Consider the following 14,908-nt stretch of genomic DNA (forward strand, 5'->3'; position numbering starts at 1 on the left):
AGCGCAGGCGGGGAGCGATATGCTGGCAGCTCAGGTTCTGATCAATGCATTGGTGCTGGGCTGCCTCTACGCGTGTATCGCAATTGGCTTCTCGCTGGTGTGGGGCGTTCTCAACGTCATTAATCTGATTCACGGCTCCTTCATCGTTCTTGGAGCCTACCTCGCGTGGGGACTGTATCAGTCGCTCCACCTCTCGCCGTGGTACGCGCTTGTTATTGCAGCCCCGCTGTTCTTCTGTCTCGGGTACATCATTCAAAGAATTGTTCTGAACCGGGTGATCACCGCGCCGGTTCTGGTCACGCTGACGCTGACGTTCGGGCTCGACCTGATCCTGAACAATGCGATGATCTATTTCTTCAAGGCGGATTACCGAAAGCTGACCCTGTCGCCGCCCATGGGCTCGGTCTCCTTGTTCGGGGTGGTCGTTCCGGTCGATCGCCTCCTTGCAACGGCCTTTGCGCTGGCTTTGACCGCAATTTTGTACCTGATCCTGCGCCGCCTGAAGGTAGGGCGCGCCATCGTTGCGGTCAGACTCGATCGTGATGCCGCGGTGTTGATGGGCGTCAACGTCAACTCGATCTACTCCATCGCCTTTGGGCTCGGCACTGCTCTGGCCGGCTGCGCAGGTGTGCTGATGGCGTTGATTTTTCCGATCTCGCCGTTGACCTCCACAGCCTATCTCGGAAAAGCCTTCGTGGTCTGTGTGCTCGGAGGTCTCGGCAGCGTGTCCGGTGCGCTTGCCGGCGGAATTCTGCTTGCCCTCATCGAGGGTGTTGGCTCCGCAACCATTGGACCGGCGCATGCTACGACGTTGTCGTTCGTATTGCTGATCGTCTTCCTGATCCTGAGGCCGCAAGGCTTGCTCGGCCGGAAAGGATTCGAATGACGCGTTCAAACATCATTTTGCTCGCGATCGTCGCGGTCATTGCAGCGCTGCCGCTGTTCGGCGGAGCCTACGCGCTACGACTTGGCACCATGGCCTGCATGTACGCCATTCTTGCGCTGTCCTGGAACGTGGTGGGTGGCCTCGCCGGCTACCCCTCATTCGCCACGGCGGCTTTCTTCGGTTTCGGCGCGTATACCTGCGGTGTCTTGCTCTCGCGCGGTGCATCCATGGCATTTGCTGTGCCTGTTGCGGGAATTGCGTCTTTTGCCGTGGCCGCTTTGCTGGGTGCGGCGCTGCTGCGCCTGCGCGGGCATTACTTCGCTATCGCGAGTCTGTCCCTCATCGAGGTGTTCCGTGAGCTCGTGAACAACGCAACGGACCTGACCGGCGGCGGCATGGGCTTGAATATTCCGTTGGGCGCCGGATCCGGTGTGATGAGCGACGCCACATTCTATTTCTTTTCGATGTGGGGGATACTGCTCGCCACCGCGTTGATGGTCATCATTGTCGGCGGATCGAAGTTAGGATTCGGCCTGGCCTGTATCCGGCAGAACGAGACCGCAGCCAACATGATCGGCCTCAATGCCACTCTTTATAAGAGCGTCGCATTTGGATTGTCGGCTTGTTTCGTTGGCGCCGCCGGAGGCATCTATGCGGCCTGGGTCCACTATATCGATCCGTCCGACGTGTTCGATATCCTCTATTCGGTCAAGCCGATCGTCATGGCCCTGATCGGCGGTCTCGGTTCACCGCTTGGCGTGCTCCTCGGCGCATTCGTCTACCTGGGATTGGAAGAAGTCGTCTGGCGCAACTACATCCAGATCCACAGCGGCGTGCTCGGTGTCCTGATCGTCGTCCTGCTGCTGTTCCTGCCCCATGGCCTGATGTCGTTGCGTTCCCGTCTGCTTGCGTGGAGGCCGAAGCATGTCTGAGATTCTCAGGCTTGAATCGGTCTCGCGCCGTTTCAGCGGTTTGCAGGCGCTGCGCGACGTGTCGCTCAAGGTGAACAGGGGAGAGGTTCTCGGTCTGATCGGGCCGAACGGTGCCGGCAAGACGACCCTCGTCAACGTTGTGACTGGCGTGACGCCCGCAAGTTCCGGAACTGTGACGTTCATGAACCAGGACATCACGCGGGTGAAAACCTATCAATCGGCGCGGCTTGGTCTGTCCCGCACGTTCCAGATCGTTCAGCCGTTCGCCGAATTCACGGCGTTGGACAACGTTGCCGCCGCAGCGCTTTTCTCGCAACCTGGGCAATCGTTGAAGTCTGCCCGGGACGAAGCGCGCGCGCATCTCGCCTTTGTTGGCCTTGAACCGCAGTCGGCGCAATCCGCTGCCACGCTGACGCTGGCGATGCGCAAGCGATTGGAACTCGCCAAGGCGCTGGCGATGCGCCCGAAGCTTTTGTTTCTGGATGAGGTCAATGCCGGCCTGAACAGCGCGGAAGTTGAGCGGGCGACAAAATTGATCCACCAACTTGCAGCGGATGGCATTACGATTGTGATGATCGAGCATCTGATGAAGGTGGTCCTGAACGTCTGCACGAGAATCGTGGTGCTGCATAACGGCAGCTTGATCGCAGACGGTGCGCCGCGGGACGTCATCAAGAATCCTGCGGTCGTGGAGGCCTACCTCGGTCAGCAATACGCACAGAGGACTGCCGCTCATGGCTGATGCCTCCATCCTCGAACTGAAGGGGCTGCGCGCCGGCTATGGCGAGGTGCAGGTGCTGTGGGGGATCGATCTTTCGCTCCGGAAGGGGGAAATCACCGCACTGATCGGCTCAAATGGCGCAGGCAAGACGACGCTGATGCGGGCCGTGTCGGGTCTTATTCCTGTGCAGTCCGGCAGCTATCGGTCCGAGGGTGAAGATCTCAGCCGCGCATCCGCCGCGCATATTCTGTCGCGCGGCATCGTCCATGTTCCGGAAGGCCGGCGGTTGTTCGGCGCGATGAGCATCGAGGACAACCTGCTGATGGGAGCCTATTCGCGAACGATCTCCAGCGCCGAGACCAAGCGCGAGATGGATCGGGTCTACACGACCTTTCCAAAACTTCGCGAGCGCCGTCATCAGGCCGCAGCCACGTTGTCCGGCGGCGAGCAGCAAATGTGCGCCATCGGCCGCGGACTGATGAGTGCGCCGAAGCTTTTGATGATCGATGAACTGTCCCTCGGCTTGTCGCCGTTGCTTGTGGAGCAGCTTGTAGCGGCGCTGCGTTCATTGAACGCGGAGGGAATGTCAATTCTGCTGGTGGAGCAGGATGTCACCATCGCGTTGGATCTCTGTGATTCAGCGTTCGTGATGGACATGGGACGGATCGTGAGGACGGGTTCTGGTCCAGAACTCCTCGCAGATCCGATCATCCGGGACGCCTATCTCGGCGTGCTCGAAGACTGACTTTCAATTCTGTTTCCAACTCAAGAAAAAGAGGCAACATGATCAAGACTGTCGATGCGCCCAATGGTGGCTACAGATTCATGCCCGGCGTCAGTCAGTATTCTGCAGGTGTCGCCGCATTGCCGGGATTTGCTCTGGAGCGTGTCCGTTTTTCGAAACCCGTGCCGTTGCGTCAGGGCTTTGAGCGCATCGCGCAGATTCTGAAGGACGCAGGCCGGCCGCTCACGGCGTTCGCTGCATGCGAATTGCGATCGCCGGCGCCGTTTACGGAAAGCGGATTTGTCAGCTTCAATGAAGAGTATATCGGCTTCCTGAAAGCGTGGGGCCTGATGCCGGATGGTGTCAATCCGGTGGCGCGCAGCAACGTCTGTCCGAAGGTCGATCCGCCGTCAGAGCCGGGCTTTTATGCTTTCTCCTATACGGTTCCTGCGTCCAATGCGCCGGCGTCGTTCGTCATCGCGGGAAGTGGCGAGGCGCCGGAAGGGAAGGCGAATTACCGCGATCATGCCATTCGGCTGGGTGACACGTCACCGGCTGCCATGCAGGAAAAAGCCAAGTTTGTTCTTGGCGAGATGGAGCGGCGCATGAGTGCGTTCGGCGGAGACTGGAGCCAGACCACCGGCGTCCAGCTCTATACCGTCCACGACGTCTATCCCTTCCTGGAAAGCGAGCTCGGCAAGCGCGGCGTGCTGCGGCACGGTCTCACCTGGCACTTTAACCGTCCGCCAGTCGTCGATCTCGAGTACGAGATGGATTGCCGATGCGTGTACACCGAGAGAGTTGTTCAGGCTTGATCATGTCCTGATGGAGCGGGTTCGCACGGCCGAACCCGCTCGCGATAACCTGCGTTCGATCGGAAAAGCTGCGCCGCGTAGGAATACGTGCGGCGCAGGGATGATCATAGTTCGCGCGGGTTGTGTCATCCCGAAAAGTATGTCGTCATTCATGGGAAAATCTTGACCCAGGATGAATCGATGGCTTTTCAGTGCAATACCCCCGCGATCCCCACCGTTCAGGAAGAAAACGATACGCTGCGTATCACACGCTGGGATTTCCAGCCTGGCGCGGTGACGGGATGGCATCGGCATGGATGGCCGTACTTCGTGGTCATGCTGGTCGATGGGACGTTGCGGATCCACAACGGCAAAGACGTCACCGATGTGCCGCTCGTTGCCGGCCAATCCTACATGCGGCAGTCCGGCGTTGAGCACGATGTCATGAACGGCTCGCCGCATCCGATCGCGTTCATTGAGATTGAAGTCAAGCGGCCCGAAGCCCTGGCCTGAAAACAAGCGAAGCGTTCTCGTTTCGCGCAAAAAATTTGACAGGGGAGAGACTTCGTGAAGGCCGTCTATACCGAACGTCACCGCAGCCATGATCCGCAATTCTATCTTGTTCGCGGTGTGGTGAAGCGCACGACCGAACAGCCCGAACGCGCCGACCGATTGCTTAAAGGTTTGGCCGCAGGCAAGCACACGCTGGTTGAGCCGACGGTCTTCGGACAAGGTCCACGTGCTCGCATCCATAGTCCTGAATATCTTCGCTTTCTCGCCGATGCCTGGGAAGAATGGACCGCGATTGGCGACGCCGGTACTGAGATGATCCCTAACATGCATCCAGTGCGGCAAGCAGCGACATACCCGACTCACATTGTCGGCAAGCTCGGATGGCATACGGTCGACACGTCAGCGCCAATTGGACCGGGTACATGGGACGCGGCCTGCGCTGCAACAGATGTGGCTGCTACAGCTGCTCAGCTCGTGATGGATGGCGAAGACACGGCTTACGCGCTTTGTCGCCCGCCGGGACATCACGCCTACCGCGATCAGGCCGGTGGCTTTTGTTTCCTGAACAACAGCGCCATTGCGGCGGCTCATCTTCGCCAGAAACATGAGCGCGTGGCGATTTTGGACGTTGACGTTCATCACGGCAACGGCACGCAGGGCATTTTCTATGAATCCCCAGACGTGCTGACGGTCTCAATTCATGCTGATCCCACGCGGTACTATCCGTTCGTTTGGGGATATGCACACGAACGCGGTGCGGGTCCGGGTTTGGGTACCAATCTCAACATTCCGCTGCCGCTGGGCACCAAGGATGATGGTTATCTCCAGGCACTTGGCATTGCGGAGAAGACCATTGCGGCGTTTGCGCCGACCGCGCTGGTCGTAGCCCTCGGTCTCGATGCCTCGGAGCACGATCCGCTCGCCGGTCTTGCTGTGACGACCGATGGTTTTCGCCGCATCGGGGCAGCCATCGCGAAGATAGGTCTGCCAACCGTCTTCGTTCAGGAGGGCGGATACCTCTCGGATCTGCTTGGCACAAACCTGACGGCCGTTCTCGCAGGCTTCGAAGGGGCACGCTGATCAAACAACGCATGGGCAAATGCCCGTCGTCTCTCTCAGAACTCGCGAAGAAGAAACAAGGATATCATCCATGAGCCTGGATCCCGCCCTCCGTGATCGCATCATTGCGTCTGTCGATCAGGGATTTGATCAGCAGATTGCTCTAAGTCAGGATCTCATCCGGTTTCCCTCAACGCGGGCGCAAGAGCATGCCGTGCAGGATTTCGTCTTTCAGACGCTGCGCAAGCGTGGATATGCCATGGACCGCTTCGAAATGGACCAAAAGGCGCTCGAGCGCCATCCGGGCAGTGGTGCGTTCAGCGAGGAGCATTCGCGTGCGCCGATCGTCGTCGGCATCCACCGTCCTCGCAACGAGACCGGACGGTCCCTCATTCTGCAGGGGCACGTCGATGTGGTGCCGACCGGCCCGACGGAGATGTGGACGCATCCGCCGTTCGAACCCGTGATCGAGGGCGATTGGCTCTACGGCCGCGGTGGTGCGGACATGAAGGTTGGGTTAGCTGCGAATATCTCCGCGCTTGATGCTTTGCGTCGGATCGGTGTGCAGCCGGCGGCGACCATCTATGTGCAGTCGGTGGTCGAGGAGGAGTCGACCGGCAACGGCGCGCTGATGGCGCACCTGCGGGGTTACAAGGCTGATGCCGCCCTGATCTCCGAACCCGAGGCTGAACGGCTCGTGCGCGCCAATGTCGGCGTGCTGTGGTTTCAAATCGAGGTTCGTGGCTTCCCGGTGCATGTGCGACAGATGGGCACCGGCGCCAACGCGATTGACGCGGCTTACCGTGTCATCGGCGAACTGCGGCGCCTTGAAGACGAGTGGAATGCGGAGAAGGTCAAGCACGAGCACTTCAAGGACGAGAACCATCCGATCAACCTGAACATCGGCAAGATCGAGGGTGGGGATTGGGCGTCATCCGTGCCCTGCTGGTGCAAGATCGATTGCCGTGTCTCGGTTTATCCCGGGACGTCGGCAGAAGAGGCGATGCGCAAGATCACCGATCGCATTGCCGCCTTTGCAAGGTCCGATACTTTCCTTGCCAATATGCCGCCGATGACGACCTTCAACGGTTTCCAGGCGGAAGGCTATGTCCTTCAGCCGGGCTCGGAAGCGGAGGCCGTTCTTGGGCGCGCCCACACGGCAGCAACCGGCAAGCCGCTCGGGACCTTCATGACAGCGGCTTATCTCGATGCGCGCGTCTATGCGTTGTACGACAAGATTCCGACGCTGTGTTACGGCGGTCTTGGCGAGAACATTCATGGCTTCGATGAGCGCGCCAGTCTTGCCTCCACCAAGCGCATCACCAAGGCCATCGCCTTGTTCATCGCGGAATGGTGCGGCACCGAACCTGTCAATCCGTGATCAGTTAGAGCGGCGGGATGATTGGATCGGAAGCCAATTATCCCGCTGCAGATATGGTGATCATGAACCTCGACACGATTGATTATGGCATCGCCGGAATCTTGTCGTGGAAGTCGGTTGCCCGCTGGAAGCCGGCGCCGATGCGCAGGATGGTCGCCTCGTCGAACGGCCGGCCCACCAGTTGCAGACCGATCGGCAATCCAGTGCGCGAGAATCCCGAAGGAATCGCGAGTGCGGGCAGGCCAAGATAATTGATCGGGCGCGTGAAACGCGTGAGGTTTTGGATCACGGCCTCGGCTCCTGGCGCGCCACCCACATCGCTCTCCTTAATGGTGGGCGCCGGCACGGGCGCAATCGGTGCGAGCACCGCGTCGACGCCCTTTGTTGCCGCGAGGTGTTCAGCGAGCGCCTGGCCGCGCCAGCGCATCACTTCCAGATAGGTGACGGCAGGGACGGAGAGGCCGTTCTGCAAGCGCATCAACACCTGCGGACTGTAATCCTGTGGCCGTTCGGCCATCCACACGTTGTGGAACGCCGCCGCTTCGACGGCCAACACGAGCTGGCTCGCTGAGGAGAGCTGACGCTGATCCGGCAGATCGACCTCTACAACATGCGCACCTTCTTTTTTGAAGACGGCGAGCGTCTCATCCAAAACGCGCGCGACGTCCGGGTCGAGATCGTCGACATAGAAGGACTTCGGCACGCCGATGGTGATCTTCTTCAGTGAGAGATGTAAGCTTGCGATATAGTTCGGAACATCGCCGCCGATCGCCGTTGGATCGGCTGGATCTGCACCGGCCATCAGGTCAAGCAGAAGTGCGCAATCCTCCGCGGTGCGTGCCAGCGGTCCGACCGTGTCGAGCGACTGTGATAGTGGCATCGCACCGGCACGACTGACGCGGCCCACTGTGGTTTTTAATCCGGTGACGCCGCAGAAATGAGCGGGCATTCGTACCGAGCCGCCGGTATCGGACCCGAGTGCTGCAAAGGTCAGGCGCGCCGCAACGGCTGCGCCGGATCCCGATGACGAGCCGCCGGTGATGTGATCGAAGCTCCATGGATTATGGACGGCGCCATAGTGAGCGTTGTGGCCGGTCGGGCCGTAGGCAAACTCTGCCATGTGCAGGGAGCCGGTGCGGATGGTGCCGGCATCCTTCAGGCGCTGCAATGCGGTGGAGGTTGTTGTGGCGACCCAGTCCTTGCGGATGATCGAGCCGCAGGTGACGACCTTTCCGGCCTCGTAATACATATCCTTGTGCGCCAGCGGCACGCCATGCAACGGACCCGAACTGTTCCCGGCCGCGAAGGCGGCGTCCGCCGCATCGGCAGCTTTCAAAGCTTCCTCGGCCTCGATGGACATGAAGGCATTGAGCCCCGGCTCGTATCGCGCGATGCGATCAAGGCATGATTGCGTGACTTCACGGGATGAAAACTGCTTCTCTGCGATTGCTTTCGCAACTGCGGTCAGTGTCATCAGGGCTGGTTCAGTCGTGGTGCCGGGGGCCTGATCGTTCATTTGCGATCTCCAGCCAGTTGGACAACGACGTATGTCGAAGGCTCAAGGTCAAACGGCAGCGTGCCGGAGATGGGCGCGAAACCTTCAAACGCGGGCCCAATGGAATTGGCAATGCGTGTCGCAATGTCCGCTGTGACGGGAATGCCAGCGACTTTGGCTGTAGCCGTGATGTCTTCGGCGGTGGGTCTTTTGCTCACGAAAATCGTCCTTGGGTTATTGGGGCCTGACTGTGGCCCGGATCCGGTGTCGCTATATAAGGCGGCCCGATGATCTATGTTATCGATCTCTGTCAGCTTTGGTCCCGCTTGGGAGCATAGCGGCTCTGCGAATGGGCAACGTGTATGACGGCGCATCCCGGATGGCGGATCGATGGGGTGGGCCCTTGAGCCGATGCCGATGGAGGTCCAGACTATCGCGGTGCGATAGCGCGAATACATCGCCTTGCGTGTTGCACGCGCTCTCGAACAATCCGGCGCGGTTGTCGCGCCGTGCCCGAAAGGATTCTGAAGTGACAGTTGAAATTGACCAGCCGGATGTCGTTGCCGAGGTCAGCGCAGCCTTTGCGCGGTATGAAAACGCATTGACGACGAACGACATCGCCACGCTCGATGAATTGTTCCGCGATGATCCGAAGACCATCCGCTACGGGATCGGAGAGAACCTTTACGGCTACGATGCGATCGCGGCGTTTCGCTCCGCGCGAAGCCCTGTCGGGCTGATGCGGCAGTTGGCGAAGACTGTGATTACGGCGTATGGTTGGGACACCGCTGTCGCATCGACGCTTTTTCTACGAGAGACAGCGCCCGGCAAGGTGGGACGGCAAATGCAGACCTGGGTGCGCTTCCCGGAAGGATGGCGCATCGTTGCTGCCCATGTGAGCGTCATCGACGAGCCCAAGCATTAAGATGTGACTGTGCTGGCCCGGCGTGCTCCGTTGGATCGCCGGGCCCGATGCGCGCAACGATACCGGCAATGATCCAATGAACGGTTATCCCTGTCGCCTCAGTGCGAGCAGCTAACGGCGTATCGCGCCATCGCCGACCCTGACCTCAACTCGTTACGTCAGTAAACCTGACCTGAAATTTCCTGAGGGATTGCCGACTTCACCCGCTAAAGAAATACGTTTCAGCATCTGGATTTATTGGCTGGGTGATTAATTTCCAAATTTAACTTATGAGCCATTTTCAGCATCATATTTAATTTTAAAATGCGGAATTGACTCGGCTGATAATGTACTTTTAAATCGTTTTAATCTCCGGCTGGGCAGGCTCTCAATAAATTATCACCCCACCCGCTGTTTTGTTTCGCTGATAACCGCAGCGAAAGAGAGGTCTTTTTGGTGGCAAGGCGTATCCGCATTTGGTGTACGCCTGAATATTTCGACTAAAAAATCTTTCCTGCTGGCAAAAATGCGGGAGCGTTAAATGGGTATTGCAACGACGGCTGATACATCAAGCAATTCAAATTCCGCGATCGAAGATTGGGCTGAACAATGGCGTAGCCAAGCCCAAGATACGATCTGCGGCTCCTGCAACGGTGGAGCCTGCTATATCTGTTCAATCCGCGTTGGCGGTGAAGGCAAAGCCGATGGCACGCCCACGGGGTACGTTCCTCGCGCACTGCAACTCTACAAACCAGAAGAGCAATCCGTCAGCTCGACTAATAATTTTGGTACGGCCAGTTTCGCCCTGGACGCCGTCAATCCGGCACTGATCCCTAACGCTGTAACAGGACCTGGCTCATCTTTCGCCGCTGCAGCGGTGCCGAACGCCATTGTTCTGGAGAACATGAAGCAAGGTACGCCCGAGAGCGAGTGGCTCATCGATAAGGGCGATCCAAGTATTGAGGGATATGCGGCGCAGTTTACCATCGACCATGGTCAGCGCGTCGATTTCAAAATCAACACTGATTCCACTCATTACAAGATCGAAATCTATCGCCTGGGTTACTATGGTGGAGATGGCGCGCGCTTAGTTAAAACCATCGAGCAAAACCTTTCGACGGCGCAGGTTCAGCCCGTTCCTCTTTTTGATCCGACTCTGAAACTGGTCGATGCCGGCAACTGGTCGGTGTCGGCGTCATGGGATATCCCCGCCGATGCAGTGTCGGGCGTCTATATCGCCAAGCTGACGCGCCTCGATGGCGGCGGCGATGAGGGCGGCGAGAATATGATTCCCTTCATCGTCCGCGACGATGAAGCGCCGAGCGATATTACGTTCCAGACGTCGGATACGACCTGGCAGGCCTACAATTGGTGGGGTGGTTATAATTTCTACGGTGGTATCGACGACGACAAACGGACTGGTCGTTCGTCAGCCGTCAGCTACAACCGGCCCATCATTACACGTGACGGTGGCTTTGCTGCCGGCCCGCAGGACTTCATTTTCGGTGCCGAGTATCCCGCAATCCGCTGGCTCGAAGAGAATGGCTATGACGTCAATTATATCTCCGGCATTGATACCGCCAGAGATGGGGCGCAACTTCTCAACAGCCAGGTATTTCTGTCCGTCGGTCACGACGAGTATTGGTCGGCCGATCAGCGTGCCAATGTGGAAGCCGCACGCGATGCCGGCGTCAATCTGGCGTTTCTCAGCGGAAACGAGGTTTATTGGCAGACCCGTTGGGAATCGAGCATTGATGGCACCGGCACGCCATACAAGACCCTCGTGTCGTATAAGGAGCGCTGGGACAACGCCAACAGCGATGTGGACGGCACCACGTCCACGTGGCGCGATCCCGAATTTGGATCTGGTCAGCCGGAGAACGCGCTGACGGGTACGATATTCACTGTCGACGGCTATGTCCTCGATACCATCCAGATTCCTTACGACCTTTCGAATTTCCGCTTCTGGAGCAATACGGCTGTCGCCGACATCCAGCCGGGGCAGGTGTATTCGCTCGTACCAAATTTGCTCGGCTATGAATGGGATTCCGATCTGGACAACGGTTCCCGCCCGGACGGGTTAATCGCTTTGTCCTCCACCACGGCGGATGTCAGCACGCTGCTGCTTGACTACGGCAACACAACGGGAAATGGCACGGCAACCCACAGCCTGACGTTGTATCGCGCACCCAGCGGAGCGCTGGTTTTCGGTGCAGGCACCGTCTATTGGGTGTGGGGACTCGACGACCATCACGACAACGAAGTCACGCCCACCGATCCGAACGTTCAGCAGGCGATGGTGAATTTGTTCGCTGAAATGGGCGTGCAACCCCAGACGTTGATGACGAGTCTGCTCGTTGCATCGCAGACGACCGATCATGCCGCGCCGACATCGACCATTACGTCCCCGACATCATCGACCGGAAACCTGACCGCGATGGATCCCATCATCATCAGCGGGACCGCCACCGATGCGGGAGGCGGATTGATCGCGGTGGTCGAGGTCTCGACGGATGGCGGCACGACCTGGCATCGCGCAACCGGGTTCGCAAACTGGACATATACCTGGACGCCGCTTGCGGGCGGCACCTACACAATTTTGTCGCGGGCGGTCGATGACAGTGTCAATCTTGAAACGCCCGGCGTTGGCAGAACGGTCACCGTCGATTCATTGCCGACAGCAAGTCTGTTCTCGTCGTCAGAAACGCCGGCGGTGGGTTCTGTCGTTGACTCGTTCGTCAATGTGGGCGTGAAATTCTCGTCGTCCCAGTCGGGGACAATTCTGGGCATCAAGTTCTACAAAGGGCTCGGTGACGGCGGCACGCACGTTGGTGCCTTGTGGAGCAGCAGCGGCACGTTGCTCGCGAGTGCGACATTCCAGAATGAGACGGACAGCGGCTGGCAGACCGTCACCTTCAGCAATCCGATCTCGATTGCTGCCGGCGTGTCCTATATGGCCAGCTATCGCAGCAGCGGCCATTATGCGACCACTGACGACTATTTCGTCATGGCGAAAACAAATGGACCGCTCACTGCGCCGGCCGACAACGGCTACTACACCTACGGCGTCGATACTCTCTTCCCGACCACCGAATCCAACGGCGCCAATTATTGGGTCGATGTTATTTTCAGCCCGACGAATACGGCCAACGAACAGCCGGTTGCGACCAATGACGACGGTTATATCGCTACCCGAAATACGCCGTTGACGTTCCTGGCATCGACACTTCTTGCCAACGACTCCGATCCAAACGGCGATCTTCTCACGATCACAGGCGTGGGGAGTGCGGTCGGCGGCACGGTCAGTTTCGATGCTCAGACCAATATCGTCACGTTCGTCCCGACGTCGGGATACACCGGCACAGCCAGCTTCGGCTATGCAGTTTCCGACGGACGCGGCGGAATTGGCTCCGCGTTCGTTCACCTGACGGTTGTTCCGCCGTCAACGAGCGTCAGCCTGTTCTCGCTCTCGGACACACCGGAGCAGCCGTCGGTTGTCGACGATCCAGCCAATCTCGGCGTGCGATTTGTGGCGTCTGCGGGCGGCACCATTTCAGGAATCAAATTCTATAAAGCCGCGGGCGAAACCGGCACGCACGTCGGTTCGCTCTGGAGCAGCACCGGTGCGCTGTTGGCAACGGCAACGTTCGCCAATGAATCCGCAAGTGGCTGGCAAACTGTAACGTTCAGCAGCCCGGTCGCGATCACCGCAGGCACGACATACATCGCCAGTTATCACAGCAATGGCCGCTATGCGGTCGATGGGGGCTATTTCAACACCGACCACGTCAGCGGTTCGTTGACCGCGTCGGCGGGGGACAACGGTCTCTATACCTACAGCGCGGGTAATGCTTTTCCCACCAGTTCGTTCGGTGGGTCGAACTACTGGGTCGACGTTCTGTTCAATCCTGTTCTCGGCGCGAACGATGCGCCGGATGCGAACGATGACGGTGATTACAGCGTTACGCGGAACATGGCCCTGATCATCTCGGGATCGACGCTGCTCGCTAACGACACCGATCCGAACAATGACACCCTGACCATCACCGGCGTCAGTAACGCCGTGAACGGCACGGTGAGCTTCAATGCGCAATCCAACTCGATCACCTTCACGCCCAATGCCGGTTATACGGGGACGGCATCTTTCGATTACGCGATCTCGGATGGCCGCGAGGGGACAGCCACCGCAACTGTCGGCTTGATCGTGAGTGCGCCGATCACGAGCGTGGGCCTGTTTTCGAGCCAGGACATCCCCGACAATCCATCGGTCACCGATAGCGCCGTGAATCTTGGTATGCGCTTCGTGTCCTCGGCAGCCGGAACCATTTCCGGTGTCAGGTTCTACAAAGCGGCCGGCGAAACCGGCACGCATACCGGATCGCTCTGGAGCAGCAACGGCACACTGCTTGCGAACGCGACATTCGTGAACGAAACGGCGAGTGGTTGGCAGACTGTCACATTCAGCTCCCCGGTCTCCATCACGGCGGGTACCAGCTACATCGTCAGTTATCACAGCAACGGCCGCTACGCGGCGGACAGCGACTACTTCAGCACGGCGCATGTGAATGGCGCGCTGACTGCGCCTGCCAGCAATAACGGCCTCTATACTTACGGCACCGGCAACGCACTCCCGGCCAGCACATATAGCGGGTCGAATTATTGGGTCGACGTTCTGTTCGATCCGACGGTGGTCACTGACCAGCCGGTTGCCAATAATGACAATGGCTTTGTCGCGACGACCGGAAGTGCGTTCACCATTTCCGCGTCAACGCTCCTCGGTAACGACACCGATCCTCAGAGCGCCGCGTTGTCGATCTCCGGCGTCAGCAATGCGACCAATGGGACGGTCAGCTACAATGCCGGCACCCAGACCGTCACCTATACGCCGAATGCGGGTTACAGCGGAAATGCGACGTTCTCGTATGCGATCAGCAACGGGCAGGGCGGCACGGCTTCGGCCAATGTCGGGCTGCTGGTCAACGATCCGTCGATCGCGAGCTTGTTCGGCCCAAGCTACGTGCCCCCGATGGCGCATGTGGAAGATCCCGATTCCGTTGAGGTCGGCATGAAATTCCAGGCTTCCGCGGACGGAGACGTCCTCGGCGTCAGATTTTACAAGTCCGCGGACAACATGGGTTCTCACGTCGCCAATCTGTGGAGTTCGACGGGAACGTTGCTCGCCACTGCAAATTTCACCAACGAGACCCAAAGCGGCTGGCAGCAAGTGAACTTCGCGAACGCTGTGGCGATCACCGCAGGCGACACCTACACCGTGTCCTATCACACGACGGGAGGTTACGCGGCCGATCCCAACTACTTCACTGATCCGCACAGCAATGGGCCGTTGACCGCGCCGGCGAACAGCAGCGGTGGCAACGGCGTGTTTGCCTACGGCGGATCAAGCCTGTTACCGACCAATAGCTTCGGTTCGACCAACTACGGTGTTGACGTTCTCTTCCGGGCCCAGCTGGCAGCGTAACGTGCAACCACGGCATCTAA

At 58.9% G+C, this 14,908-nt stretch carries 12 protein-coding genes and 1 pseudogene; 10 read left to right on the top strand and 3 right to left on the bottom strand.

Features of this window, described 5'->3' with window-relative positions:
* The first annotated feature begins 19 nt into the window (after positions 1-19).
* From ACP0KA_RS16305 to ACP0KA_RS16340, 8 genes are all read left to right on the top strand, one after another.
* The gene (locus ACP0KA_RS16305) at positions 20-886 is read left to right on the top strand and encodes a branched-chain amino acid ABC transporter permease (protein WP_424629782.1); all 867 of its coding nucleotides are present in this window, start codon (positions 20-22) and stop codon (positions 884-886) included.
* Positions 883-1,818, top strand: a complete 936-nt coding sequence (locus ACP0KA_RS16310; protein WP_424629783.1) for a branched-chain amino acid ABC transporter permease — start codon at positions 883-885, stop codon at positions 1,816-1,818. The genes ACP0KA_RS16305 and ACP0KA_RS16310 overlap by 4 nt, the downstream gene beginning before the upstream one ends.
* Positions 1,811-2,560, top strand: coding sequence for an ABC transporter ATP-binding protein (locus ACP0KA_RS16315; protein ID WP_424629784.1), 750 nt, complete (start codon positions 1,811-1,813; stop codon positions 2,558-2,560). The genes ACP0KA_RS16310 and ACP0KA_RS16315 overlap by 8 nt, the downstream gene beginning before the upstream one ends.
* On the top strand, positions 2,553-3,284 hold the full coding sequence (locus ACP0KA_RS16320) for an ABC transporter ATP-binding protein (protein WP_424629785.1): 732 nt from the start codon (positions 2,553-2,555) through the stop codon (positions 3,282-3,284). Before ACP0KA_RS16315 ends, ACP0KA_RS16320 begins: the two co-directional genes overlap by 8 nt.
* A gap of 38 nt (positions 3,285-3,322) precedes the next feature.
* Positions 3,323-4,078, top strand: a complete 756-nt coding sequence (gene cnbZ / locus ACP0KA_RS16325) for a 2-amino-5-chloromuconate deaminase CnbZ (RefSeq protein WP_424629786.1) — start codon at positions 3,323-3,325, stop codon at positions 4,076-4,078.
* Between the two features lie 180 nt (positions 4,079-4,258).
* Complete coding sequence (locus tag ACP0KA_RS16330; RefSeq protein WP_424629787.1) at positions 4,259-4,570, top strand: cupin domain-containing protein; 312 nt, start codon at positions 4,259-4,261, stop codon at positions 4,568-4,570.
* Between the two features lie 54 nt (positions 4,571-4,624).
* Positions 4,625-5,650, top strand: a complete 1,026-nt coding sequence (locus ACP0KA_RS16335; RefSeq protein WP_424629788.1) for a histone deacetylase family protein — start codon at positions 4,625-4,627, stop codon at positions 5,648-5,650.
* Positions 5,651-5,720: 70 nt separating this feature from the next.
* Positions 5,721-7,010 carry an ArgE/DapE family deacylase gene (locus tag ACP0KA_RS16340; protein ID WP_424629789.1) on the top strand — a complete coding sequence of 430 codons (1,290 nt, stop codon included), beginning with the start codon at positions 5,721-5,723 and terminating at the stop codon, positions 7,008-7,010.
* Positions 7,011-7,092: 82 nt separating this feature from the next.
* Here ACP0KA_RS16340 and ACP0KA_RS16345 read toward each other — a convergent pair whose 3' ends face one another.
* From ACP0KA_RS16345 to ACP0KA_RS16355, 3 genes and pseudogenes are all read right to left on the bottom strand, one after another.
* A complete protein-coding gene (locus ACP0KA_RS16345) occupies positions 7,093-8,526 on the bottom strand; it encodes an amidase (protein WP_424629790.1) in 1,434 nt (477 codons plus the stop codon).
* On the bottom strand, positions 8,523-8,723 hold the full coding sequence (locus ACP0KA_RS16350) for a hypothetical protein (protein WP_424629791.1): 201 nt from the start codon (positions 8,721-8,723) through the stop codon (positions 8,523-8,525). Before ACP0KA_RS16350 ends, ACP0KA_RS16345 begins: the two co-directional genes overlap by 4 nt.
* Positions 8,720-8,915 (bottom strand): annotated as a pseudogene (locus ACP0KA_RS16355) (hypothetical protein); the annotation flags it as partial. The pseudogene ACP0KA_RS16355 and the gene ACP0KA_RS16350, both read right to left, overlap by 4 nt.
* 119 nt (positions 8,916-9,034) lie before the next feature.
* Here ACP0KA_RS16355 and hpxZ point away from each other — a divergent pair.
* Both hpxZ and ACP0KA_RS16365 read left to right on the top strand, forming a co-directional pair.
* A complete protein-coding gene (hpxZ, locus tag ACP0KA_RS16360; RefSeq protein WP_424629792.1) occupies positions 9,035-9,430 on the top strand; it encodes an oxalurate catabolism protein HpxZ in 396 nt (131 codons plus the stop codon).
* Positions 9,431-9,950: 520 nt separating this feature from the next.
* Complete coding sequence (locus tag ACP0KA_RS16365; protein ID WP_424629793.1) at positions 9,951-14,888, top strand: DUF4082 domain-containing protein; 4,938 nt, start codon at positions 9,951-9,953, stop codon at positions 14,886-14,888.
* Positions 14,889-14,908: the final 20 nt, after the last annotated feature.

Source organism: Bradyrhizobium sp. SYSU BS000235 (genome assembly GCF_049747295.1).
Lineage (GTDB): Bacteria > Pseudomonadota > Alphaproteobacteria > Rhizobiales > Xanthobacteraceae > Afipia.

Bases quoted from the DNA above. Each gene is read 5' to 3' on its own strand.
- ACP0KA_RS16305 (WP_424629782.1), top strand. From the start codon at position 20: ATGCTGGCAGCTCAGGTTCTGATCAATGCATTGGTGCTGGGCTGCCTC.
- ACP0KA_RS16310 (WP_424629783.1), top strand. From the start codon at position 883: ATGACGCGTTCAAACATCATTTTGCTCGCGATCGTCGCGGTCATTGCA.
- ACP0KA_RS16315 (WP_424629784.1), top strand. From the start codon at position 1,811: ATGTCTGAGATTCTCAGGCTTGAATCGGTCTCGCGCCGTTTCAGCGGT.
- ACP0KA_RS16320 (WP_424629785.1), top strand. From the start codon at position 2,553: ATGGCTGATGCCTCCATCCTCGAACTGAAGGGGCTGCGCGCCGGCTAT.
- cnbZ (WP_424629786.1), top strand. From the start codon at position 3,323: ATGATCAAGACTGTCGATGCGCCCAATGGTGGCTACAGATTCATGCCC.
- ACP0KA_RS16330 (WP_424629787.1), top strand. From the start codon at position 4,259: ATGGCTTTTCAGTGCAATACCCCCGCGATCCCCACCGTTCAGGAAGAA.
- ACP0KA_RS16340 (WP_424629789.1), top strand. From the start codon at position 5,721: ATGAGCCTGGATCCCGCCCTCCGTGATCGCATCATTGCGTCTGTCGAT.
- ACP0KA_RS16345 (WP_424629790.1), bottom strand. From the start codon at position 8,526: ATGAACGATCAGGCCCCCGGCACCACGACTGAACCAGCCCTGATGACA.
- ACP0KA_RS16365 (WP_424629793.1), top strand. From the start codon at position 9,951: ATGGGTATTGCAACGACGGCTGATACATCAAGCAATTCAAATTCCGCG.